Source organism: Enterobacter sp. 342 (assembly GCF_036663495.1).
Taxonomy (GTDB): Bacteria; Pseudomonadota; Gammaproteobacteria; order Enterobacterales; family Enterobacteriaceae; genus Enterobacter.
Genome location: NZ_JAWUEI010000003.1, coordinates 26,679 through 48,448, shown reverse-complemented (window position 1 = coordinate 48,448; position 21,770 = coordinate 26,679). Strand labels below are relative to the sequence as shown.

The 21,770-nt window shown below is 55.3% G+C and carries 24 protein-coding genes; 14 read left to right on the top strand and 10 right to left on the bottom strand.

Translation table 11 applies throughout. The annotated features are described in order from the left end of the window. Positions 1-5 precede the first annotated feature (5 nt). The 11 genes from V6E55_RS03485 to yjiA all read left to right on the top strand — a co-directional run bounded on the left by V6E55_RS03485 (position 6) and on the right by yjiA (position 11,325). Positions 6-386: a 5-carboxymethyl-2-hydroxymuconate Delta-isomerase gene (locus V6E55_RS03485; RefSeq protein ID WP_316942182.1), complete on the top strand. Its 381-nt coding sequence runs from the start codon at positions 6-8 to the stop codon at positions 384-386. A 105-nt stretch (positions 387-491) separates the two neighbouring features. After that, the gene (hpaH, locus tag V6E55_RS03480; RefSeq protein ID WP_028016557.1) at positions 492-1,295 is read left to right on the top strand and encodes a 2-oxo-hept-4-ene-1,7-dioate hydratase; all 804 of its coding nucleotides are present in this window, start codon (positions 492-494) and stop codon (positions 1,293-1,295) included. A gap of 9 nt (positions 1,296-1,304) precedes the next feature. Beyond that, complete coding sequence (gene hpaI / locus V6E55_RS03475; protein WP_114979214.1) at positions 1,305-2,102, top strand: 4-hydroxy-2-oxoheptanedioate aldolase; 798 nt, start codon at positions 1,305-1,307, stop codon at positions 2,100-2,102. A 21-nt stretch (positions 2,103-2,123) separates the two neighbouring features. After that, the gene (gene hpaX, locus V6E55_RS03470; protein WP_108089512.1) at positions 2,124-3,470 is read left to right on the top strand and encodes a 4-hydroxyphenylacetate permease; all 1,347 of its coding nucleotides are present in this window, start codon (positions 2,124-2,126) and stop codon (positions 3,468-3,470) included. Further along, positions 3,442-4,332, top strand: coding sequence for a 4-hydroxyphenylacetate catabolism regulatory protein HpaA (hpaA, locus tag V6E55_RS03465; RefSeq protein ID WP_114979212.1), 891 nt, complete (start codon positions 3,442-3,444; stop codon positions 4,330-4,332). The genes hpaX and hpaA overlap by 29 nt, the downstream gene beginning before the upstream one ends. A gap of 195 nt (positions 4,333-4,527) precedes the next feature. Further along, the gene (hpaB, locus tag V6E55_RS03460) at positions 4,528-6,090 is read left to right on the top strand and encodes a 4-hydroxyphenylacetate 3-monooxygenase, oxygenase component (RefSeq protein WP_028015397.1); all 1,563 of its coding nucleotides are present in this window, start codon (positions 4,528-4,530) and stop codon (positions 6,088-6,090) included. A gap of 17 nt (positions 6,091-6,107) precedes the next feature. Further along, positions 6,108-6,617: a 4-hydroxyphenylacetate 3-monooxygenase reductase subunit gene (locus V6E55_RS03455; protein WP_236920794.1), complete on the top strand. Its 510-nt coding sequence runs from the start codon at positions 6,108-6,110 to the stop codon at positions 6,615-6,617. 179 nt (positions 6,618-6,796) lie between these two features. Beyond that, on the top strand, positions 6,797-7,714 hold the full coding sequence (locus V6E55_RS03450; protein ID WP_129997137.1) for a helix-turn-helix transcriptional regulator: 918 nt from the start codon (positions 6,797-6,799) through the stop codon (positions 7,712-7,714). A gap of 190 nt (positions 7,715-7,904) precedes the next feature. After that, positions 7,905-10,058, top strand: coding sequence for a carbon starvation CstA family protein (locus V6E55_RS03445; protein ID WP_028016551.1), 2,154 nt, complete (start codon positions 7,905-7,907; stop codon positions 10,056-10,058). A 99-nt stretch (positions 10,059-10,157) separates the two neighbouring features. Next, positions 10,158-10,361 (top strand): YbdD/YjiX family protein, encoded by a 204-nt coding sequence (locus V6E55_RS03440; protein ID WP_003856610.1) that lies wholly within the window; start codon positions 10,158-10,160, stop codon positions 10,359-10,361. A gap of 10 nt (positions 10,362-10,371) precedes the next feature. Then, positions 10,372-11,325 carry a GTPase gene (gene yjiA / locus V6E55_RS03435; protein ID WP_114979208.1) on the top strand — a complete coding sequence of 318 codons (954 nt, stop codon included), beginning with the start codon at positions 10,372-10,374 and terminating at the stop codon, positions 11,323-11,325. Positions 11,326-11,379: 54 nt separating this feature from the next. Here yjiA and V6E55_RS03430 read toward each other — a convergent pair whose 3' ends face one another. Beyond that, positions 11,380-12,738 carry an esterase-like activity of phytase family protein gene (locus tag V6E55_RS03430; RefSeq protein ID WP_316942181.1) on the bottom strand — a complete coding sequence of 453 codons (1,359 nt, stop codon included), beginning with the start codon at positions 12,736-12,738 and terminating at the stop codon, positions 11,380-11,382. A 217-nt stretch (positions 12,739-12,955) separates the two neighbouring features. Between V6E55_RS03430 and V6E55_RS03425 the strand changes: the two genes are divergently transcribed. After that, positions 12,956-13,699, top strand: a complete 744-nt coding sequence (locus V6E55_RS03425) for an AraC family transcriptional regulator (RefSeq protein ID WP_316942180.1) — start codon at positions 12,956-12,958, stop codon at positions 13,697-13,699. Between the two features lie 48 nt (positions 13,700-13,747). Beyond that, complete coding sequence (locus V6E55_RS03420) at positions 13,748-14,374, top strand: LysE family translocator (protein WP_316942179.1); 627 nt, start codon at positions 13,748-13,750, stop codon at positions 14,372-14,374. Positions 14,375-14,395: 21 nt separating this feature from the next. Here the strand turns inward: V6E55_RS03420 and tssD are convergent, their stop codons facing one another. Genes tssD through V6E55_RS03405 form a run of 3 tightly spaced genes read right to left on the bottom strand, consistent with a single transcriptional unit; the run spans position 14,396 to position 15,762 of the window. Further along, positions 14,396-14,887: a type VI secretion system tube protein TssD gene (tssD, locus tag V6E55_RS03415; RefSeq protein ID WP_316942178.1), complete on the bottom strand. Its 492-nt coding sequence runs from the start codon at positions 14,885-14,887 to the stop codon at positions 14,396-14,398. Next, the gene (locus tag V6E55_RS03410) at positions 14,888-15,403 is read right to left on the bottom strand and encodes a hypothetical protein (RefSeq protein WP_316942177.1); all 516 of its coding nucleotides are present in this window, start codon (positions 15,401-15,403) and stop codon (positions 14,888-14,890) included. Further along, complete coding sequence (locus V6E55_RS03405; RefSeq protein WP_114979274.1) at positions 15,400-15,762, bottom strand: tlde1 domain-containing protein; 363 nt, start codon at positions 15,760-15,762, stop codon at positions 15,400-15,402. Before V6E55_RS03405 ends, V6E55_RS03410 begins: the two co-directional genes overlap by 4 nt. 236 nt (positions 15,763-15,998) lie before the next feature. On the opposite strand from V6E55_RS03405, the gene V6E55_RS03400 reads away from it, so the two are divergent. Further along, a complete protein-coding gene (locus V6E55_RS03400) occupies positions 15,999-17,270 on the top strand; it encodes a DUF445 domain-containing protein (RefSeq protein WP_114979273.1) in 1,272 nt (423 codons plus the stop codon). On the opposite strand, the gene V6E55_RS03395 is transcribed toward V6E55_RS03400, so the two are convergent. The 6 genes from V6E55_RS03395 to V6E55_RS03370 form a co-directional block, all read right to left on the bottom strand. Continuing rightward, entirely contained in the window at positions 17,267-18,343 is a 1,077-nt protein-coding gene (locus V6E55_RS03395) for a DUF2955 domain-containing protein (protein WP_316942176.1), read from the bottom strand. The two genes, V6E55_RS03400 and V6E55_RS03395, sit on opposite strands and share 4 nt — an antisense overlap. After that, on the bottom strand, positions 18,333-19,400 hold the full coding sequence (locus tag V6E55_RS03390) for an HlyD family secretion protein (RefSeq protein WP_316942248.1): 1,068 nt from the start codon (positions 19,398-19,400) through the stop codon (positions 18,333-18,335). Before V6E55_RS03390 ends, V6E55_RS03395 begins: the two co-directional genes overlap by 11 nt. Continuing rightward, positions 19,397-19,867 (bottom strand): MarR family winged helix-turn-helix transcriptional regulator, encoded by a 471-nt coding sequence (locus V6E55_RS03385; RefSeq protein WP_114979201.1) that lies wholly within the window; start codon positions 19,865-19,867, stop codon positions 19,397-19,399. The genes V6E55_RS03390 and V6E55_RS03385 overlap by 4 nt, the downstream gene beginning before the upstream one ends. A gap of 495 nt (positions 19,868-20,362) precedes the next feature. After that, a complete protein-coding gene (locus V6E55_RS03380) occupies positions 20,363-21,058 on the bottom strand; it encodes an ArsR/SmtB family transcription factor (RefSeq protein WP_316942175.1) in 696 nt (231 codons plus the stop codon). Further along, positions 21,030-21,428 (bottom strand): amino acid-binding protein, encoded by a 399-nt coding sequence (locus V6E55_RS03375; protein WP_129996772.1) that lies wholly within the window; start codon positions 21,426-21,428, stop codon positions 21,030-21,032. Before V6E55_RS03375 ends, V6E55_RS03380 begins: the two co-directional genes overlap by 29 nt. Next, the gene (locus V6E55_RS03370) at positions 21,421-21,744 is read right to left on the bottom strand and encodes an antibiotic biosynthesis monooxygenase family protein (RefSeq protein ID WP_316942174.1); all 324 of its coding nucleotides are present in this window, start codon (positions 21,742-21,744) and stop codon (positions 21,421-21,423) included. Before V6E55_RS03370 ends, V6E55_RS03375 begins: the two co-directional genes overlap by 8 nt. Positions 21,745-21,770: the final 26 nt, after the last annotated feature.

Below are 21,770 nucleotides of genomic sequence, written 5' to 3'. Positions count from 1 at the left end.
CCACCATGCCGCATTTTATCGCTGAATGTACCGACAATATCCGCGAGCAGGCCGACCTGCCGGGATTGTTCGCCAAAGTGAACGAGGCGCTGGCCGCCACGGATATCTTCCCGCTCGGCGGTATCCGCAGCCGCGCGCACTGGCTGGATACCTGGCAGATGGCCGACGGCAAACACGATTACGCCTTTGTGCATATGACCTTGAAAATCGGTGCCGGGCGAAGCCTGGAGAGCCGTGAGGCCGTGGGTGAGATGATGTTTGAGCTTATCAAAACGCATTTCGCGGATCTGATGGCAGCTCGCTATCTGGCGCTGTCATTTGAGCTCGACGAGCTTCACCCGACGCTCAATTACAAACAAAACAACGTGCACGCGTTGTTTAAGTAGACATCTTTTCGCCCGGTGGCGCTTCGCTTACCGGGCCTACAACGGCTCGAACGTAGGCCGGGTAAGCGAAGCGCCACCCGGCAACAGCCGCACAAAGGATACGCCATGCTCGATAAACACACCCATACTCTGATCGCCCATCGTCTGCACCAGGCGGAGCAATCCCGCGAGCAGATCCGCCAGATCTCGCTGGACTACCCGACGATCACCATCGACGACGCCTACGCCGTGCAACGCGAATGGGTCAGCCTGAAAATCGCCGAAGGCCGCGTACTGAAAGGCCATAAGATCGGTCTGACCTCCAAAGCAATGCAGGCCAGCTCGCAGATCAGCGAACCGGATTACGGTGCGCTGCTGGACGACATGTTCTTCCACGACGGCAGCGACATCCCCGTCGATCGCTTTATCGTTCCGCGCATCGAAGTGGAGCTGGCCTTCGTTCTGGCCAAACCGCTACGCGGCCCAAACTGCACGATCTTCGATGTCTACAACGCCACGGATTACGTGATCCCGGCGCTGGAGCTGATCGACGCCCGCTGCCACAACATCGATCCCGACACCCAACGCCCGCGCAAAGTGTTCGACACCATCTCCGACAACGCCGCCAACGCTGGGGTGATCCTCGGTGGTCGCCCGATTAAACCCGACGAGCTGGATCTGCGCTGGATCTCCGCCCTGCTCTATCGTAACGGCGTGATCGAAGAGACCGGCGTCGCCGCAGGGGTACTGAACCATCCGGCGAACGGCGTGGCATGGCTGGCAAATAAACTGGCCCCGTACGACGTGCAGCTTGAACCGGGGCAAATCATCCTCGGCGGTTCGTTTACCCGCCCGGTGCCCGCCAGCAAGGGCGATACCTTCCATGTCGATTACGGCAACATGGGCTCCATCAGTTGCCGCTTCGTCTAGGAGACAACCATGCAAAACGCATTCAAAACGGCGCTGAAAGCCGGAACGCCGCAGATCGGTTTATGGCTGGGGCTGACCAGCAGCTACAGCGCCGAACTGCTGGCAGGTGCGGGCTTCGACTGGCTGCTGATCGACGGTGAACACGCGCCAAACAATGTGCAAACCGTCTTAACGCAGTTACAGGCGATTGCGCCTTACGCCAGCCAGCCGGTCGTGCGCCCGTCGTGGAACGACCCGGTGCAGATCAAACAACTGCTCGACGTGGGCGCGCAAACCCTGCTGGTACCAATGGTACAAAACGCCGATGAAGCCCGGCTGGCGGTAAGCGCTACCCGTTATCCCCCTGCGGGTATTCGCGGTGTGGGCAGTGCGCTGGCCCGTGCGTCACGCTGGAACCGTATCCCGGATTACCTGCAACAGGCGAACGATGCCATGTGCGTACTGGTGCAAATTGAAACCCGCGAGGCACTGAAAAATCTACCGCAGATCCTGGATGTAGAAGGGGTTGACGGGGTGTTTATCGGCCCGGCGGATCTCAGCGCCGACATGGGTTTTGCGGGTAATCCGCAGCACCCGGACGTACAGGCCGCTATCGAACAGGCCATTGCCCAGATACGCGACGCAGGCAAAGCGCCCGGCATCCTGATGGCGAATGAAGCGCTGGCAAAACGCTATCTCGAACTCGGCGCATTGTTTGTCGCCGTCGGCGTTGATACCACCCTGCTCGCCCGCAGCGCCGAAGCCCTGGCAGCGCGATTTATCGAAAAACCGGTTACGTCAGTTAATAACAATAAATCCGTCTACTAAACGTAAGATCTGGAGCGCACCATGACGACCTCTACCCTGCAAAATAATAAAGCTGTTGAACATCGCGTCATTAACAAACTGTTCCGTCGCTTGATCGTGTTTCTCTTTATCCTGTTTGTCTTCTCGTTCCTCGACCGCATTAACATTGGCTTTGCCGGGCTGACGATGGGCAAAGATCTGGGCCTGACATCCACCATGTTTGGCCTGGCGGCAACGCTGTTTTACGTCACCTACGTGCTGTGTGGGATCCCGAGCAACATCATGCTGGCAAAGATCGGCGCGCGCCGCTGGATCGCCGGGATCATGGTGGTGTGGGGCATTGCCTCGACCTGCACCATGTTCGCCACCAGCCCGCAGACGCTCTATGTGTTGCGCATGCTGGTGGGTATTGCCGAAGCCGGCTTCCTGCCAGGGATCCTGGTCTATCTCACCTGGTGGTTCCCGGCGTATCACCGTGCCCGCGCCAACGCGCTGTTTATGATTGCCATGCCGGTGACCATGATGCTCGGTTCGATCCTCTCCGGGTACATTCTGGCCATGGACGGGTTGTGGAACCTGAAAGGCTGGCAGTGGCTGTTCCTGCTGGAAGGCCTGCCGTCCGTGGTGCTTGGCGTGGTGACCTGGTTCTTCCTTAACGACACGCCGGATCAGGCCACCTGGCTGGATGATGACGAAAAGCAGGCACTCAAAACCATGATCGCCCGCGAGCAGGAGCTTGCCGTTGCGCATTCCGCCACGCCGCGCTCGACACTACGTGAAGTATTGACCCCTGCGGTGCTGCTCTACACCCTGGCCTATTTCTGTCTGACAAACACGCTCAGCGCAATCAACATCTGGACGCCACAGATCCTGCAAAGCTTTAACAGCCACAGCAGCAATATCGTGATCGGCCTGCTGGCGGCGATCCCGCAGTTTTGTACCATCCTCGGGATGATCTGGTGGAGCCGCCGCTCCGACAGGCTGAAAGAGCGAAAAAAGCACACCATCCTGCCGTATCTCTTCGCCGCGGCGGGATGGATGCTGGCCTCAGCGACGGATCACAGTCTGATCCAGTTGCTTGGCATCATCATGGCCTCAACCGGATCGTTTACCGCCATGGCGATATTCTGGACCACGCCGGATCAGGTTATTAGCCTGCAATCCCGCGCAGTGGCACTGGCGGTGATCAATGCCATCGGCAACGTGGGATCTGCCGTCAGCCCGCTGCTAATCGGCATTCTGCGTGATGCGACCGGAAGCTTCAGTTCAGGATTGTGGTTTGTCGCCGGTCTGCTGGTGGTCGGTGCGCTGGTATTAACACGCATCCCGATGACGCACCGGGATCAGCAGAGGAGCGGCCATGTGCCAGAGCCCCATCGCCAACATTGATATCAGCAAGGAGTACGACGAAAGTCTGGGCACCGACGATGTGCACTACCAGTCATTCGCCCGCATGGCGGCCTTTTTTGGCCGCGACATGCAGGCGCATCGTCACGACCAGTATTTTCAGATGCACTTTCTTGATACCGGGCAGATTGAGCTTCAGCTCGACGATCACCGCTATTCGGTGCAGGCACCGCTTTTCGTCCTTACACCGCCGTCGGTGCCGCACGCGTTTATCACTGAATCCGACAGCGACGGGCATGTCCTGACGGTGCGTGAGGATCTGATCTGGCCGCTGCTGGAAGTGCTCTACCCCGGCACACGCGAAACGTTTGGCCTGCCGGGGATCTGCCTCTCCCTGGCCGACAAACCGGATGAACTGGCGGCGCTGAAGCACTACTGGCAACTGATCGAACGCGAATCCAGGGAACAACTGCCCGGACGTGAACATACGCTGGCACTTTTGGCGCAGGCGGTGTTCACTCTGCTGCTGCGCAACGCGAAGCTCGACGACCATGCTTCAGGCGGGATGCGCGGCGAGCTCAAACTCTTCCAGCGCTTTACCCAGCTGATTGATGCTCACTACCACCAGCACTGGACGGTGCCGGAATATGCCAGCGAGCTGCACCTCACCGAATCCCGCCTGACCGATATCTGTCGCCGCTTCGCCAACCGCCCGCCGAAACGGCTGATCTTCGACCGCCAGCTTCGCGAAGCCAGGCGCTTGCTGCTCTTCTCCGACAGCGCGGTCAGTGAGATTGCCTGGCAGTTGGGGTTTAAAGATCCGGCTTATTTTGCCCGCTTTTTTAACCGCTTAGTGGGGTGCTCGCCAAGCGCGTATCGGGCGCAGAAAGTACCGGTTTCCTGAACGTATCCCGGTCCGTAGGGCGGGTAAGCGCAGCGCCACCCGCCTAAAAGCAGCACAGATCACAAAATCCAATCCCACCCGAAAAGTACCCGTCGTTGTCCCAATCGTCCCTTCACGTTACGCCTTTCTCACGCTTCAATTAAACAACAAAAACAAAACATAAATTTAACAACACTATTCCGATACGAGGTCCCTATGAAGCCTGAAGATTTCCGCGCTGATGCCAAACGTCCATTAACCGGTGAAGAGTATTTAAAAAGCCTGCAGGACGGTCGGGAGATTTATATCTACGGCGAGCGCGTCAAAGACGTCACCACCCACCCGGCATTTCGTAATGCGGCAGCCTCCATCGCGCAGATGTACGATGCCCTGCACAAACCAGACATGCAGGACACGCTGTGCTGGGGAACCGATACCGGCAGTGGCGGCTACACCCATAAGTTCTTCCGGGTGGCAAAAAGTGCCGACGACTTGCGCCAGCAGCGTGATGCCATCGCCGAGTGGTCGCGCCTGAGTTACGGCTGGATGGGGCGCACGCCGGATTACAAAGCGGCATTTGGTTGCGCGCTCGGCGCTAACCCGGCCTTCTACGGTCAGTTCGAGCAGAACGCCCGTAACTGGTACACCCGCATTCAGGAAACCGGCCTGTACTTCAACCACGCGATTGTTAACCCACCGATCGATCGCCATAAACCCGCCGATGAAGTGAAAGATGTCTACATCAAGCTGGAGAAAGAGACCGACGCGGGAATTATCGTCAGCGGTGCAAAAGTGGTGGCAACCAACTCGGCGCTGACTCACTACAACATGATTGGCTTCGGCTCCGCGCAGGTGATGGGCGAAAACCCGGACTTCGCGCTGATGTTCGTCGCCCCGATGGATGCCGAGGGCGTGAAGCTAATCTCCCGCGCCTCTTACGAGATGGTGGCTGGCGCAACCGGCTCCCCGTATGACTACCCGCTCTCCAGCCGTTTTGACGAGAACGATGCGATTCTGGTGATGGACAATGTGCTGATCCCGTGGGAAAACGTGCTGATCTACCGCGATTTTGACCGTTGCCGTCGCTGGACAATGGAAGGTGGCTTTGCCCGTATGTACCCGCTGCAGGCCTGTGTGCGTCTGGCGGTAAAACTCGACTTTATCACCGCCCTGCTGAAGAAATCGCTGGAGTGCACCGGCACGCTGGAATTCCGTGGCGTGCAGGCAGATCTCGGCGAAGTGGTGGCCTGGCGCAATATGTTCTGGGCGCTGAGCGACTCCATGTGCTCTGAAGCTACCCCGTGGGTCAACGGCGCGTATCTGCCGGATCATGCCGCCCTGCAAACCTATCGTGTGATGGCGCCGATGGCCTATGCGAAGATCAAGAACATCATTGAGCGTAACGTCACCAGCGGGCTTATCTATCTGCCGTCCAGCGCGCGTGACCTGAACAACCCGCAGATTGATCAGTATCTGGCGAAGTACGTGCGCGGCTCTAACGGCATGGATCACGTCGAACGCATCAAAATTTTAAAACTGATGTGGGACGCCATCGGCAGCGAATTTGGCGGCCGTCACGAGCTATACGAAATCAACTACTCCGGTAGCCAGGATGAGATCCGCCTGCAGTGTCTGCGTCAGGCGCAGAGTTCCGGCAACATGGACAAGATGATGGCAATGGTCGACCGCTGCATGTCCGAGTACGACCAACACGGCTGGACAGTGCCGCACCTGCACAACAACAGCGATATCAACATGCTGGATAAGCTGCTGAAATAACGCAGCGGGAGATGACAATGCAATCAGAACAACGTCTGCGTTTTCGCGATGCGATGGCCAGCCTGTCGGCCGCAGTGAATGTTATCACCACTGAGGGTGAGGCTGGTCGCTGCGGGATCACCGCCACCGCCGTCTGCTCGGTAACGGACACCCCACCCTCACTGATGGTGTGCATCAACGCCAATAGCGCCATGAACCCGGTGTTTCAGGGCAACGGCAAACTGTGCGTTAACGTGCTGAACCATGAGCAAGAGATAATGGCTCGCCACTTCGCCGGAATGACCGGTATGGCAATGGAGGACCGCTTTGCGCTCTCCTGCTGGCAGAACGGCGCGCTGGCACAACCAGTGCTGAAAGGCGCGCTGGCCAGCCTTGAAGGCGAGATAAGCCAGGTGCAAACCATCGGTACGCATCTTGTTTATCTTGTTGAAATTAAAAATATCATTCTGAGTGACGCGGAACATGGCCTGATCTACTTCAAACGCCGTTTTCACCCGGTCATGATGGAGACGGAAGCCGCAGTATAACCCCTCTCGCGCTGGCCTTTTTCCCTGGCCAGCGCCGCTTTCCACAAAAATCCCTAAGGTTTCCACTAAATCACGCCGTTATATAACCATAAGAGAAATTTTCTGTGCCTGAATACTGACATCTGTTGTCAGTGCCATCCGCATCATTCAGCGCATACACAAATATACAGGATCACCTTATGGCTAAAACGACGCGGAGCCGCTCGGCTGAACGTCTGGTCGATATTCTGGTTGAACTACATTTAAACGGTGTGGTAAACCGCAGTGCGCTAATGGAAAAATTTAAAATTACCGAGCGTACCGTCTACCGGGATTTAAATGCACTCTCTCCGATTGTTGAACATACCGGTAATGGGCTATATCGACTGATCCATTCTTCACAATCTCCCGGCGGACAAGGATTACATCACTCACTGGCTAACTTCCTGAATGCTGATAGCTTTTTCCCTGAAAGAAATGCGGAATTCTGGCAGAAACTTGAAACACGCGTTGACGAAAACCATATTCTTATCCTTGGGAATGAAGCAGAACATACGGTACAACGCGATATTCGCCGTCATTTAGCGAAAATCGAGAAATCGATTAAGAACCATAATGTTTGCCAGATCGTTTATAAGAGTAAAACCCGCCTGATTAATCCCTATAAACTCATTAACAAAAAAAATATATGGTATTTACAAGCCACCGAAAATGGCAGACTCAAATCCTTCTCATTGAGTCAGATTAGCTGGCTTGATATTCATACGACCACCTTCACTCCTGAAGAAAATGCCCGCGAGCTGCTGGAAAAAAGCCTCGATCCTTGGGTATCGGAAGATACTTTCGCAGTGAAAATATTTATTAAAAATAATATTTCACATTACTTCCTGCGCCGCGATCTCCTGCCGAAGCAAGAATTGCTGGAGGAGCAACACAGCGGCGTCACGCTGCGCTGTCAGGCGGCACACGAAAATCAGATCCTGCCGCTGCTTTTCTACTGGCTGCCAGACATTCAGATCCTGGAGCCGAGCTGGCTTAAGGAGAAGCTCATCAGAACACTGGAAAGCTACCTGGCAATGGAGAGCAGCGCGCATAACCAAGTGATCTCAATCACATAATTTCGACCGCTGGCGGCGAACCGGAACCACTCGCCGCCACCTTTGACCGCTCACCTGGCACTTTCAACCACTCATCCATTTACCCTCCTTTACACACGCGACGTTCTGGCAAGATCCCACCAGCATTAATCAACACCTCCTCACAACGAACCCTGACCCTTTTTTCTTTACATAAAAAACCAGGTCTATTATGGATACTAAAAAACTACTGAAGCACGTGCCCTGGGCCTTACTCGGGATCCTCGGCGCTTTTTGTCTGGCGGTTGTCGCATTACGCCGGGGCGAGCACGTAAGCGCCCTGTGGATCGTGGTCGCGTCTGTTTCCGTCTATCTTGTTGCTTATCGCTACTACAGCTTGTACATCGCGCAGAAGGTCATGAAGCTCGACCCGACGCGTGCCACTCCGGCGGTCATTAACAATGACGGCCTGAACTATGTGCCAACCAACCGCTACGTGCTGTTTGGTCACCACTTTGCCGCTATCGCTGGCGCTGGCCCGCTGGTCGGCCCGGTACTGGCCGCGCAGATGGGTTACCTGCCGGGCACCCTGTGGCTGCTCGCCGGTGTAGTACTGGCGGGTGCCGTGCAGGACTTTATGGTGCTGTTTATCTCTTCTCGTCGTAACGGCGCCTCTCTGGGTGAGATGGTCAAAGAAGAGATGGGCCGCGTGCCGGGGACTATCGCCCTGTTCGGCTGCTTCCTGATTATGATCATCATCCTCGCGGTGCTGGCCCTGATCGTGGTGAAAGCCCTGGCTGAGAGTCCGTGGGGTGTCTTCACCGTCTGCTCTACTGTGCCGATTGCGCTGTTCATGGGTATCTACATGCGCTTCCTGCGCCCTGGACGCGTGGGCGAAGTGTCGGTGATTGGTATCGTGCTGCTGGTTGCCTCCATCTACTTCGGCGGCGTGATTGCGCACGACCCGTACTGGGGCCCGGCGCTGACCTTCAAGGACACCACCATCACCTTCGCGCTGATCGGTTATGCGTTTATCTCCGCTCTGCTGCCGGTATGGCTGATTCTGGCTCCGCGTGACTACCTGGCGACCTTCCTGAAAATCGGCGTGATCGTCGGTCTGGCGATCGGTATCCTGGTGATTAACCCGGATCTGAAAATGCCAGCAGTGACGCAGTACATCGACGGTACTGGCCCACTGTGGAAAGGCGCGCTGTTCCCGTTCCTGTTCATCACCATCGCGTGTGGTGCTGTATCGGGCTTCCACGCGCTGATCTCTTCAGGTACCACACCTAAGCTGCTGGCGAACGAGAAAGACGCTCGTCTGATCGGCTACGGTGCCATGCTGATGGAATCCTTTGTGGCGATCATGGCGCTGGTTGCTGCGTCCATTATCGAACCGGGTCTCTACTTCGCGATGAACACGCCGCCGGCGGGTCTGGGCATTACCATGCCAAACCTGCATGAGATGGGTGGTGACAACGCGGCGCTGATCATGGCGCAGTTGAAAGACGCAAGCGCACATGCTGCAGCGACCGTCAGCTCCTGGGGCTTCGTGATTTCGCCTGAGCAGATCATGCAGACCGCGAAAGACATCGGCGAACCGTCCGTGCTGAACCGTGCAGGTGGTGCTCCGACGCTGGCTGTGGGTATCGCACACGTGTTCCACAAAGTGCTGCCGTGGGCGGACATGGGCTTCTGGTACCACTTCGGTATTCTGTTTGAAGCCCTGTTCATCCTGACCGCGCTGGACGCCGGTACCCGTGCAGGCCGCTTCATGCTGCAGGATCTGCTGGGTAACTTCGTGCCGTTCCTGAAGAAAACCGACTCTCTGGTTGCGGGCGTGCTGGGCACGGCAGGTTGTGTTGGCCTGTGGGGTTACCTGCTGTATCAGGGCGTTGTCGACCCACTGGGCGGCGTGAAGAGCCTGTGGCCGCTGTTCGGTATCTCTAACCAGATGCTCGCAGCCGTTGCTCTGGTGCTCGGTACCGTTGTCCTCGTGAAGATGAAACGCACCAAATACATCTGGGTCACCGTGGTACCTGCACTGTGGCTGCTGCTCTGCACCACCTGGGCGCTTGGCCTGAAACTGTTCAGCGCTAACCCACAGCTGGAAGGCTTCTTCTTTATGGCTAATCAGTACAAAGAGAAGATTGCCGCAGGCGGCGCAGACCTGACTGCGCAGCAGATTGCCAACATGAACCATATCGTGGTGAACAACTACACCAACGCGGGTCTGAGCATTCTGTTCCTGGTGGTGGTGTACAGCATCATCTTCTACGGCATCAAAACCTGGCTGAAAGTGCGTAACGCCGAGGGGCGTACGGACAAAGAGACCCCGTATGTGCCGGTGCCGGAAGGCGGCGTGAAGACCTCTTCACACCATTAATCCGCAATCCTCCCCCTCTCCCTTTGGGAGAGGGTTGGGGTGAGGGGAACACAAGCCCAGCGGACTCACATCGCCGGGCTTTTCTATCTGGAACCCACAATGTTTGGTAACTTAGGCGAAGCAAAAAAATACCTCGGTCAGGCGGCGAAAATGCTGATTGGCATTCCGGACTATGACAACTACGTTGAGCATATGAAGACCAACCATCCGGATAAGCCGTACATGACCTACACCGAATTCTTCCGCGAGCGTCAGGAAGCGCGCTACGGCGGAAGTGGAGAAGGCGGCGTCCGCTGCTGCTAAAGGAGACACCATGACCCCGATTGCCGTCACCCTGCTGACCGGTTTCCTCGGCGCAGGTAAAACCACCCTGCTGCGCCATATTCTGAACGAGCAGCACGGCTTCAAAATCGCCGTTATCGAAAATGAGTTTGGCGAAGTCTCGGTAGACGATCAGCTGATCGGCGATCGCGCCACGCAGATCAAAACCCTGACCAACGGCTGCATCTGCTGCACCCGCTCTAACGAACTGGAAGACGCTCTGCTGGACCTGCTCGACAGCCGCGATCGTGGTGACATCAATTTCGACCGCCTGGTGATTGAATGCACCGGCATGGCTGACCCCGGCCCAATTATTCAGACCTTTTTCTCCCATGAGATCCTCTGTCAGCGCTACCTGCTGGACGGCGTGATTGCACTTGTCGATGCCGTCCACGCCGACGAACAGATGAATCAGTTCACCATTGCTCAGTCTCAGGTGGGTTATGCCGACCGCATTCTGCTGACCAAAACCGACGTGGCGGGTGAGAGTGAAAAACTGCGCGATCGCCTGACGCGCATCAACTCCCGTGCCCCAATTTACACGGTGACGCATGGCGACATCGACCTGTCTCAACTGTTCAACACCAATGGCTTTATGCTGGAAGAGAATGTCACCTCGAAGCCGCGTTTTCACTTTATGGCCGACAAGCAAAACGATGTGTCATCGATTGTCGTCGAGCTGGACTACCCGGTGGATATCAGCGAGGTTTCCCGCGTGATGGAGAACCTGCTGCTGTCGTTTGCCGACAAGCTGCTGCGTTACAAAGGGATGCTGTGGATTGACGGCGAGCCGAACCGCCTGCTGTTCCAGGGTGTGCAGCGCCTGTACAGCGCCGACTGGGATCGCCCGTGGGGAGAGGAATCACCGCGCAGCGTGATGGTGTTTATTGGTATCCAACTCCCGGAAGAAGAGATTCGGGCGGCGTTTGCGGGTCTGAAGAAATAACTGCCCTGCGTCCCCTCTCCCTTGAGGGAGAGGGTTAGGATGAGGGGTAAGATCCTATTTCACCGCCTGCGGCAGCGTCACAATCCACAGTTCACTGTCAGATTCCGGCTTCTTCAGCGGTTTCACGGCGATAGTGGTCTCAACCGGCTTGTCATCAAGCGTCAGCGTCCCTTCCGCGTTCACCCGATAATCCTTGAGCTTCTTGCCCTCGACCGGGTTTTGCATTACCGCTTTCACGCCAAAGTCGTTGTCGTTTGCTATTGCCAGCGTTTTGCTGTCGATCAGCGCCATCCCTTCGGCCTTCTCCTGCTGCCAGCCGAGGGCGCGTAAATCGACGACCTGCGTTTTCTCCGCAAGGGTTATGCCGCGCTGCGCCAGGGTCTTCTCATCATCAAACTCGGGGTACTCGCCCGGCTTGTCAAAGGCGGAAAGGTCGCTCGCCTTGCTGAGATCCACCTTGTAGATCAGGTTACGCATTCCGTCGTTTTTATCGCTTCCCTGCTCAATCAGCAGGATGTGCTGGTCATCGAGCGCCACAATGTCGCCAATTTTGGCATCACTGTTTTTGCTGTAGGCGGAGCTGTCGATGGGATAACCGTACATCGCGGTTTTCCCGGTCGCCGGATCGAAGCTGACCAGACGCGTAAACAACGCCTGTTTTTTACTTTTACCGTCGATATCCAACGTGCTTTGCACAGCGGCAATAATGCGCCCGTCAGGCATGCGGGTCAGACCCTCAAAGCCCCGGTTCGGTTGACGCCATTTGATAATGTTTGGCAGACCGCCCGCGATGGATTTTTCCCCTTCCGCCGCCTGCGGCCCGTGGATCGCCAGGATTTTCCCTTTGCTGTCGACGTTTATCAGGAACGGACCATACTCATCGCACAGCCAGTAACCCCCTTTTCCGTCCGGCGTGATGCCTTCCGTGTCCAGCCCACGGTTGTCACCTTTTAGCGTCTTTAACGTGTCGCTTAACGCAACCTCATTAGTGGAGCCAATCACGCCGCTTTGCAGTGGCAGACCGTTAATCTCGCCTTTCTCGTCATGCAGAGGGCGAGCATCAATGGCCTCGGCTTTACCGTCTTGTACACGGATGGTCATCAGCAACGGCGCGAAATCCGGGGTAACAAAAATTTTGGCTTCGTTTTTTCCCATTTTTGGCGCATCCGCATTCGGACCGCGATCGGTAACTGTCACGAAGGTCAGTGCATCACCCTGCTTGCCCATAAACAGCAGGCCAGAACCAATACCCACTGGGAGCCCGTTCGGGAACGCATCGGCAAACGCGCCGCTGTATTTCACATGGGAGCCGTCAGGGAAGCTGACGATATATCGCTCAGCGGTAGGCTGTGCCGCCAGGCCAGAGAAAGAGAGCGCACAACCGATAAGCACAGGAATAATTTTTCTTTTCATATTGTTAGCATCCATAGAGTGAAGCCAACACCGTAAAGAATCAACGTGTCAGAAAAATGACATTGGATGGCGAGGTATAAAACATGAAAAAACTGGATATCCTTCTTCTTTCTGCTCTGACGATGGACGTCAAGTTGGGTATATCCGGAAGCTTCTTAATGAAGCGCTGCCAGACGGTAGTCTGACGTGGTATAAAAAACGTCCAGAAGGAGTTCCCATGACCAATACCCGACACATCCGCCAGACGTTTCACCGCACCTCAGGGCTTGAGTTGCGCAGTACGTGGCAGAGCACGCAAGCGTACAAACGTCATTGTCATCCTCAGCTCTCCATTGGCGCGATAGTAGAAGGCCAGACCAGCTGCATATGCCATGACAGAGAGTACATCCTCCAGCCCGGGGACCTGATTGTGATCCCGGCTTATGTGCCGCACAGCTGCAACCCCGTCGCCGGGAAGACGCGCAGCTATCACATGCTCTATATCGACACCGGGCTTCCTTTGGCGCTTCAGGTGATTCGCGACCCTACTCTCTTTAAACACTACCTTGATATTGTTGAGACAATGTCTCCTGCATCCTTGGGCACGCTGCTTTCCGCCCTTCCCCGTTGTGCGGATAATGCAGAGTCGCTTCGCTCAACCAGCCAGCAGGTTCAGCAGGCATTTCTTGACGACCTTGCCGCACCGCCTTCCCTCGACGAACTTGCCCAACGATTCTCGCTGCGCAAGGAGACGCTGATCCGCACTTTCAGACAGGACACCGGCCTGACGCCGGGCAGCTTCCTCAACATCTCCCGTGTGGAGTATGCCAAAGCGCGGCTGCGCGCCGGGGATAATATCGCCGACGTCGGCTACCAGAGCGGGTTTGCCGACCAGAGCCATTTTCATAAGACCTTCGTGGGCTATACCGCCGCCACGCCGCGCCAGTACGCCACGGGCCGATCAATATCAGACAATAAATAGGTTCTGCCTTTCCGTAGTCTGTACCCGGTTTTGCATTCTGAGGTCGCTATGGAACTGTTCTTCCCTTCCGCTTTTCTCGCCCTGGCGCTGGCGCACTTTGTTGCCCTGTTAAGCCCGGGCCCGGATTTCTTCCTGCTTGTGGGTTACTCGGCGCGTTATCGGCTACGCGGCAGCGCCGGGCTGTGCCTCGGTATCGCTGCGGGCAACGGGTTGTATATTTTACTGGTCATTATCGGCTGGAGCGCGCTGCGCCAGTTTACGTGGCTGTTTAGGCTTATCGAGCTTTGCGGGGCGCTGTACCTGCTGTGGATCGGCTCGCATCTGGTGCGCAGCGGCCAGCAGGCGCTGGCGCTGAATGAAACTCACCAGCGCTTCCCTTCGCTGCGTAAGCAGATCTTTTTGGGGCTCGGCTCGGCGCTGTTAAACCCGAAGAATGCGTTGTTCTATCTGGCACTGATGACGGCGCTACTGGGACCGGACGTCACGCTGCTTCAGCAATCGACCTGCGGTGTCTGGATGGTGATGGTGGTGCTGGTGTGGGATCTGGCACTGGTGTCGGTGATGGGGTTGCCCGCCGTTCAACAGAAGCTCAGCCGCTCGCTCTGGTTGATTGAACGCGCGGCAGGAGTAGTGCTGATGGGGTTTGGTGGGTGGGTGTTGTCGCGGTTGCTATGAAAGGATTTTCACAGGCCCTTCTTAAGCCCCTAACCGATAATCCCAGTCATCCGTATGAATAACGTTGCCGTCACGGTAATGCCAGGTAATCTTTTCATAACGAAGCAAAACAAGCTCAAGATGCCCCTGTTTTTCATGATAAGTATCTTTCACGTCATGCATCAATGAAAACAATGTGACGATCTTCACCGCTTCCAGCGTTATCGTGAAATAGATTTCTTCCTGACCGGCATCGTTGATTCGATAAAGGTCGATAGTCGCTTTCCTGAGTGTACCTCCCGTACTCAGTACTTTGTATAGCAGAACACTGGAAGCATCAATTTCCTTTTCAATAAGAAATGGGCGATGCTGGCGTTTACTCAACACTCTGCCATTATGAAGATCAGAGTTATAACTTACGTTATGATAGAGTCCTAAGACTTCAATCTGGTTTTCACGGTCTTTAACCTTTACGCTACCTTTTATGATATTACCCGCATCGTCCGTTAAGGACATATATCCTGGGATGGCCATTTAATTATCCTTTTCGAATGGAACTGAGTTTTCAACAGTAGCGATCATAACAGCGAGACATCTTTTACCCTTAGGGTTGTTAACCTTAAACATCTCCCTGATTGAATCTACATAAAGCTTATTACTCTCTGCTTCTGTCTCCGGAAAATTAGCAAAAGAGCAGATTTGTTCAATAGTGAGCAACGGTTTATCGTCTTTTAAGATTGCTAAGACTCCCTCAGGGTTATGTGGGATGGCTTCTGAAAGCGCCGCCTTTAAATCTTCAGCGGTACCGGCGTCCACCCCGGGTTCGATGGCACTCGCTACGACTAACCATGCATGGGTTCCTTTACTTATCTCCGGAATCACATGGTTCCACCATTCCGACCCTTCACTATCATTTGAATACAGATTATCCACAACACTCCTGGCACCGTTGTTATTTATCATCTGCATAATCTGCTCAGGAGAATTATTTTTTGCCAATAACACTACCGAAAAACACGAGAAGAAAAAGACAATGAGATATTTCATCATCTCACCACCAGTATTGTGTCACCCGAATTATAAATCAGATGACGCTTATCCTGTCCATTCATAATAATGCAACCTGCTGACGCTGAACCTGGCGGTTGCCCTTTCTTATCACCATGAATTTGAAAATGACTCCTACCAAAAGTATTGGTCCCCGCTATAGGTTCAAGAATAATCGCCTCGGCACTTTTGTGATTATTCCACCCGGCAATAAAATAAACACCTCGTGGAATAGGGCCTTTGTTTCGTTGCCGTTCACACCCAGGCTTATCTTTTGATTCACCGGCACCACTATAGCAGTTAGCAACAAACCCACCATTATGACTTAATATACCTGTAGAAACCTCATATTCCCATGTCATTAATTCCACTCCCGTCATTAAAATTAATTCACCTTAAGACTAATAAAGGGCAAAAGTTACTACATCAATCACAGAATCTTACATTCGAGAATAGATAAGCACAAAAAACATAGAAAAATTAATGATGAATAATTGTAATGTATATATTTATTGGATAATAAAAGTTTGTTCATTCCAGGAATCCTCTCCATACATCAGCTTTGCATTTTTCGTTCAATTCCCTCTATCCTTACCCCATGGAAAAAATAACCGAACTCAAACGCGCCAAGCTATTGGCGCTGTCGCTGCTACTGCTGGCCACTGCGGCGTTTATCATCACCCTGTTCCTGCCGCAGACCTTCTGGGTGCGCGGCGTTAAGGCCATTGCCGAGGCGGCGATGGTCGGCGCGCTGGCAGACTGGTTTGCCGTTGTCGCGCTGTTCCGCAGAGTGCCCATTCCCTTCATCTCGCGCCATACGGCAATTATCCCGCGCAATAAGGACAGGATCGGCGACAATCTTGGCCAGTTCGTGCAGGAAAAATTTCTTGATACCCAGTCGCTGGTGGCGTTGATCCGCCGCTATGAACCCGCACAGATGATCGGTGCCTGGTTCAGTAAACCAGACAACGCCCAGCGCGTCGGGCTGCATCTGATGCAGGTGATGAGCGGTTTTCTCGAACTCACCGACGACGGACGCATTCAGCGTTTGCTCAAGCGCGCGGTGCATAAGGCTATCGATAAAGTGGATTTCACCGAAACCAGCGCCGTGATCCTCGAAAGCATGACCAGAAATAACCGCCACCAGGTGCTGCTGGACGCCATCATCAACCGCCTGATTACCCTGATTCAGCGGGAAAGCACACGGGACTTTATTGCCGACCAGATTGTTCACTGGCTGAAGACCGAGCACCCGCGTAAGGCAATGGTGCTGCCCACCGAGTGGCTGGGCGATCAGAGTGCGGAGATGGTATCGAACGCGGTAAACACCCTGCTGGATGATATCAGCCACGACCGCACGCACCAGATCCGTCAGGCGTTCGACCGCGCCACACTGAAGCTTATCGACAACCTGAAAACCGATCCGGAGATGGCGGCGAAAGCCGACAACATCAAACACTATCTGAAGAACGACGAGGCGTTTAACCGCTATCTGGGTGAGATGTGGGCTGACCTGCGCCAGTGGCTAAAGGCGGATATGCAAAGTGAAGACTCGCGCGTGAAGCAGCGCATCGCCAACGCCGGGCTGTGGTTTGGCGAAACGCTAACAAACGACGCCAGCCTGCGCGCATCGCTGAACGAGCACCTGGAGCAGGCCGCGCACCGCGTCGCACCGGATTTCGCCGCGTTCCTGACGCGACATATCAGCGACACGGTGAAAAGCTGGGATGCCAAAGATATGTCCCGTCAGATTGAGCTCAACATCGGCAAGGATTTACAGTTCATCCGTGTCAACGGCACGCTGGTGGGCGGGACGATTGGCCTGATCCTGTTTTTACTCTCTCAGCTCCCCGTCGTACTGAGGTTCTAATCTTCTTTGGGCGGCGCGATAACGTAGCGCGTCGCCTCGAAGCGATTGAGGATCAGGTGTACCAGAAAGATCATCGTCAGCGTCGCCACCAGTGAAAAGGTGACGGACGTGATGCGATAGAGATCGCTGAACACCAGATCGCTGTCGGGGTGCATGTTTTGCCCGAACATAATGCCGATGGTGGTGATGCTGGAAAACCCCACTCCGGCCCCCACTTTCTCCATCACATGCAGACGCGCACCAAACGCCAGGCCGAGGCCAATAAGTGGCATCATCAGTAGCATATGGCTGCTGTGATCGTAGAGGATAAGCTGGACGACCAGAATATAGAGACAGCCCAACACCACGCCAGCCACGCGCCAGATGGAACTCATCACCGCGCCGCGATAGTGCATCGGGAACAGAATCAACACCCCGGCCATTAGCGCAGAAAGGGAGTCACTCAAATCACTTATCTGGAAAACCACGAAAATCAGCGTTGCAACGGTGCCGGAAAGCAGCGACTCGTGTCGCACCCGGGCGTCATCTTTCTCAATCAACGGCGGTGGCTTGCGTGGCTCCACATCTGGCAGGAGATAGTTCATCAACGCGCTCAGGCACACGGCCATGACACTCGCTTCAATGTTCGAAAACAACAACGTGTGCCAGTTAGTCGTGGGATAGCTCATAAAATTGAGCATCACACTCTGACACACCACCCCCATCGAACCGAAGAGGAACAGCGGCCCCTTACTCATAAAGCGAAAGCGCATCACGTACAGGGCAAACACCACCAGCGTCATAATGAGCGGCCATTGCGACAGATAGCCGATGATAATTACCATTTCAATGCAGTTTAACGATGCGCTGAAGATAAACTGCTTCGCCACGTGACGGTTAAACACCGGGACCAGCGACAGAAGCATGATCGGGTAGACCACATAAAATACGCCGTAGCTGGTGTTGTAGAAGCTGGAGATGCTCAGGGCAATCATCCCGGCAAAAACGATGCGCAGGGTCTGACGAAAATCGTTTGCCGTGTAGACGATATTACCGTGCGGGGTAAATACCCGTGCCAGCGTATTAATAGACATAGTGCAGCAGGCTTACCAGGTGGATCTGCATCCCGGAGAAGAAGCGGGCAAACGGGCCTTCGCTGTTGTAGAGCTGCACGGTCGCGCGCGCGCCTGTCGGGAGTGACTTCGGCAACGACTCATCCAGCGTGACGTGAACACGCATTCGCTGGGCATCACGTACCCAGCGGTTAGAGGTTTCCGGCTCTGACAGTTGGCCGCTAACAGCCTCCTGGCCCGCCAGGATCCCCGCATCGCTGCTGGTCACGTGGGCGCGGAATACGTGCCCCGGAAAGGCGTCAAACACCACAGCCGCGTCAGTGCCCTGATGGGTATGACGCAGACTTTTTTCACGGAAATCGGCCACAATATCGGTCTGGTTGTTCACCAGTGCCAGCGCGGCTGAGCCTGACGAGGCATAGAAACCGGGGCTTAACTGCAGGTTACTCACCGTACCGTCCGCCAGCGCGTAGACCTTCGTCCAGCCGAGATTCAGTTCTGCATCATCCAGCGCGTTACGATATTTTTGCAGCGTCACATTGCGGTGTTCTTCCCGTTCGCCACGCTGGATACGCAGGTTCTGGATATTGGCCTGAATCGAGCTGACAGACTGTTCGCTGCTCTGCCAGGTGGTGCGGACTTTATCCAGATCCGCCTGCGAGACGTTCTGCAGGGTGCTCAGCTTCTGATAACGATCAAACGTGACTTTGTCGTTACGCGCGGTCAGGACCGCGGTCTTCAGGTTGGCCTGCGCGGCGGCGATCTGCGCGTCCAGCTGTTCGTTGGAAAGGCGAGCCTGCTCCAGCGCGATTTGCGCCGCTTCCACTTTATTGCGAAACGGCGTGTCATCCAGTTCAAAGAGCAGATCACCTTTCTTCACCTGGCTGTTGTTGTGGACGTGAACTGCCGCCACGTAACCGGAGACGCGTGGAGAAACCGGTGTCACCACACGCATCACAGTGGAATCCGGCGTCAGCGGGATCCAGATATCCGCGACGACAAAATAGACAAACATCAGCAGGAAAGAGGCAATACTCACCCTTACCCAGCGGGCAAACTTTTGTTCAGGGGTCATTATTTTTCGATCTTGTTATCTTCTTCGCGGATTGTCCGCAAATTGCAGGCGATTTGATTCAACGTGGCGCTGAAAATCTCGATATGCTCCGGCGCGATGTTTTGCGATACACGCGTCTGAAGCGTCTCAATGACCTGGGTGAGCCTTTTTAATATGGCTTTTCCCTCAGGCGTCAGCGTCAGAAGCCGGATGCGCTTGTCATAAGGCGATACAGTGCGCAACAGGTAACCCTGTTTTTCCAGCTGTGTCAGAGTGCGCATCAGCGGCGGCAGTTCAATGCCCTGCACTTCCGCCAGCTCACTCACCGAGACGTTATCCCCAAGTTGATGAAGCTGCATCATCACCGTCCAGCTCGACTGGGTTAAGCCGGTATCGAGAATGGCATCATCAATGACAGCACGCCACTGACGCACGATCATTGCCATCCGCATGCCCATCGGCCTGCGGCTAAACAGCTCTTCTTCACTCATGGGGGAAACCTCTCGTCACACGCGGTCACGATAATAGTTACCAGGGTAAGTATCAAGAAACGAGAGGGAAAAGCGCAGGAATTGCGAAACGATATTCTCCCTCTCCCTATGGGAGAGGGCTGGGGTGAGGGGGAACATACGGCTCTGGTGGTCATTCCGTTCACTTTATGTTCATTGCTACTCTATAACAGCATGACCTGTGAACGTGCCAGGGCGGCTCAATCGCCGCCGCCCTGGCGACCCGGGCTCCCGGCGGTAAATCGCCGCTTCGCGGTACCCTCAGCTTATTCCTTCAGGCTATCGGGTCGGGCATGAGCCTGCATCCCTGCAGGCCACGCCCTCTCGGCGCATCCCTGCGCCTCGCCCCGGCCTTACGGAAACGCTTCGGCGATTTACAGCCGGACCAGGGAGTCGCTGTAAGCCATTAATTTTGCCGAAGAAACGTTAATCGCTTCAGGTAAAAAATTACTGGGATTCCTCAGCCAACAGCGGAGTTCAGCGGCTAAAAAGCCTCTTTACAGCGCTCTTCCCCAATGCCGTCACCACCACCTCCCGATACCCCGCCACCCGCTGGATCCAGCTTTTACTTTCCAGATGCGCGAGCAGCAACGCGCCGGCTTCTCCGCCCAGGTGAAACCGCCGTTCGCTCCAGTCGAGGCAGGCGCAGCAGGCCTTGCGGCGGGAATGAGCATTTAACGAAATGCCGAGTTTCAGGAACTGCTCACGGCCATATAGCGTGAGCGCTGAACCGTTTGCCTCCAGCCAACCTTCCGCAAGCATGAAATCGTAGATCTGCACCGCCACCGTACCCGCCAGATGGTCGTAGCAGGTCCGGGCTTCCCGCATGGCTTTCGGCGCGGTGGTTTCCGGCGGCGTAATGCGACTCCAGGAGAGCCCCATCATCTGCTCCACCAGCTCCGCCACGTCGTGCCCGGCAAGGCGATAATAGCGGTGACGACCCTGAGAGAGGCAGGTAATCAACTTCCCTTCCACCAGACGGGCGAGATGCCCGCTGGCGGTCGACGGTGCAACATCTGCCGCGGTGCTCAGTTCGGTAGCCGTCCACGCGCGTCCGTCCATCAGTGCGCAGAGCATCTTCACGCGCGACGGATCGGCCATTGCCGCCGCCACCGCTGCAATGGCCTGTTCCAGCACCGCACTGTTATCTGGCGGTAAGCTCGTTTTTAACATGGGTCGCCCAGGGTTCGGTGATCTCTGCGGCAAGCTTATCATCATCCGTCAGCAGAATAAGGTGATTTGCATGGTCGCTGTACTGAGTAAGAACAGACACACCGCGTGCCGCCAGCGCCGCCGCGATATCGCCTAACTCGCCGGGCCGCTCCTGCCTGAGTTTCCTGATAATCGGCTTGCGCACCGCCTGCACGGTAAATCCTGCCGCCATCAGAACACGTTGTGCTTTTTCTCCATCCTCAACGAGAAAATGGGCATCGGTACCAAATACACCACCGCCCTCCAGCCCCACGCCATTGCGGCCTAACAGTTGCCCAAAGCGCGCCAGTTCACCGGGCCTGTCGCTGAAAATCACATGAACGTCATACATCGGCATGCCCTCCGGTTTCGGAACTATACTCCCGCACCATCTGCGCCACCCGAATGCGGTAGTACGCAAAAATTGACTCCCGTCCTTCAGCCTGCGCCGCCTGGTGAAAAACGTTCTGCTTCCAGTGACGGATAGCCTCTTCGTCACGCCACCAGGAAAGGGACAGAATTTTGCCGTCGGTGGTCAGGCTCTGGAAACGTTCGATATCAATAAAGCCGTCGATGTCGGCCAGCAAAGACTTAAGCTCTGCGGCAAGCTGAAGATAGCGCGCCTGATGGGCTGGCGCGGCTTTGGCTTCGAAAATGACTGCGATCATGAGGGTCTCTCCGTGGTGATGTTGAG

What these genes read in the sequence shown, in the direction of transcription:
- V6E55_RS03380 (WP_316942175.1), bottom strand. Translation starts at nt 21,058, where the DNA reads ATGTTAAAAACGAGCTTACCGCCAGATAACAGTGCGGTGCTGGAACAG.
- V6E55_RS03455 (WP_236920794.1), top strand. Translation starts at nt 6,108, where the DNA reads ATGCAATCAGAACAACGTCTGCGTTTTCGCGATGCGATGGCCAGCCTG.
- V6E55_RS03400 (WP_114979273.1), top strand. Translation starts at nt 15,999, where the DNA reads ATGGAAAAAATAACCGAACTCAAACGCGCCAAGCTATTGGCGCTGTCG.
- hpaI (WP_114979214.1), top strand. Translation starts at nt 1,305, where the DNA reads ATGCAAAACGCATTCAAAACGGCGCTGAAAGCCGGAACGCCGCAGATC.
- V6E55_RS03425 (WP_316942180.1), top strand. Translation starts at nt 12,956, where the DNA reads ATGACCAATACCCGACACATCCGCCAGACGTTTCACCGCACCTCAGGG.
- V6E55_RS03420 (WP_316942179.1), top strand. Translation starts at nt 13,748, where the DNA reads ATGGAACTGTTCTTCCCTTCCGCTTTTCTCGCCCTGGCGCTGGCGCAC.
- V6E55_RS03385 (WP_114979201.1), bottom strand. Translation starts at nt 19,867, where the DNA reads ATGAGTGAAGAAGAGCTGTTTAGCCGCAGGCCGATGGGCATGCGGATG.
- V6E55_RS03405 (WP_114979274.1), bottom strand. Translation starts at nt 15,762, where the DNA reads ATGACATGGGAATATGAGGTTTCTACAGGTATATTAAGTCATAATGGT.
- V6E55_RS03410 (WP_316942177.1), bottom strand. Translation starts at nt 15,403, where the DNA reads ATGATGAAATATCTCATTGTCTTTTTCTTCTCGTGTTTTTCGGTAGTG.
- tssD (WP_316942178.1), bottom strand. Translation starts at nt 14,887, where the DNA reads ATGGCCATCCCAGGATATATGTCCTTAACGGACGATGCGGGTAATATC.
- V6E55_RS03440 (WP_003856610.1), top strand. Translation starts at nt 10,158, where the DNA reads ATGTTTGGTAACTTAGGCGAAGCAAAAAAATACCTCGGTCAGGCGGCG.
- V6E55_RS03430 (WP_316942181.1), bottom strand. Translation starts at nt 12,738, where the DNA reads ATGAAAAGAAAAATTATTCCTGTGCTTATCGGTTGTGCGCTCTCTTTC.
- hpaH (WP_028016557.1), top strand. Translation starts at nt 492, where the DNA reads ATGCTCGATAAACACACCCATACTCTGATCGCCCATCGTCTGCACCAG.
- V6E55_RS03370 (WP_316942174.1), bottom strand. Translation starts at nt 21,744, where the DNA reads ATGATCGCAGTCATTTTCGAAGCCAAAGCCGCGCCAGCCCATCAGGCG.
- V6E55_RS03485 (WP_316942182.1), top strand. Translation starts at nt 6, where the DNA reads ATGCCGCATTTTATCGCTGAATGTACCGACAATATCCGCGAGCAGGCC.
- yjiA (WP_114979208.1), top strand. Translation starts at nt 10,372, where the DNA reads ATGACCCCGATTGCCGTCACCCTGCTGACCGGTTTCCTCGGCGCAGGT.
- hpaA (WP_114979212.1), top strand. Translation starts at nt 3,442, where the DNA reads ATGTGCCAGAGCCCCATCGCCAACATTGATATCAGCAAGGAGTACGAC.
- V6E55_RS03375 (WP_129996772.1), bottom strand. Translation starts at nt 21,428, where the DNA reads ATGTATGACGTTCATGTGATTTTCAGCGACAGGCCCGGTGAACTGGCG.
- hpaB (WP_028015397.1), top strand. Translation starts at nt 4,528, where the DNA reads ATGAAGCCTGAAGATTTCCGCGCTGATGCCAAACGTCCATTAACCGGT.
- hpaX (WP_108089512.1), top strand. Translation starts at nt 2,124, where the DNA reads ATGACGACCTCTACCCTGCAAAATAATAAAGCTGTTGAACATCGCGTC.
- V6E55_RS03450 (WP_129997137.1), top strand. Translation starts at nt 6,797, where the DNA reads ATGGCTAAAACGACGCGGAGCCGCTCGGCTGAACGTCTGGTCGATATT.
- V6E55_RS03445 (WP_028016551.1), top strand. Translation starts at nt 7,905, where the DNA reads ATGGATACTAAAAAACTACTGAAGCACGTGCCCTGGGCCTTACTCGGG.
- V6E55_RS03395 (WP_316942176.1), bottom strand. Translation starts at nt 18,343, where the DNA reads ATGTCTATTAATACGCTGGCACGGGTATTTACCCCGCACGGTAATATC.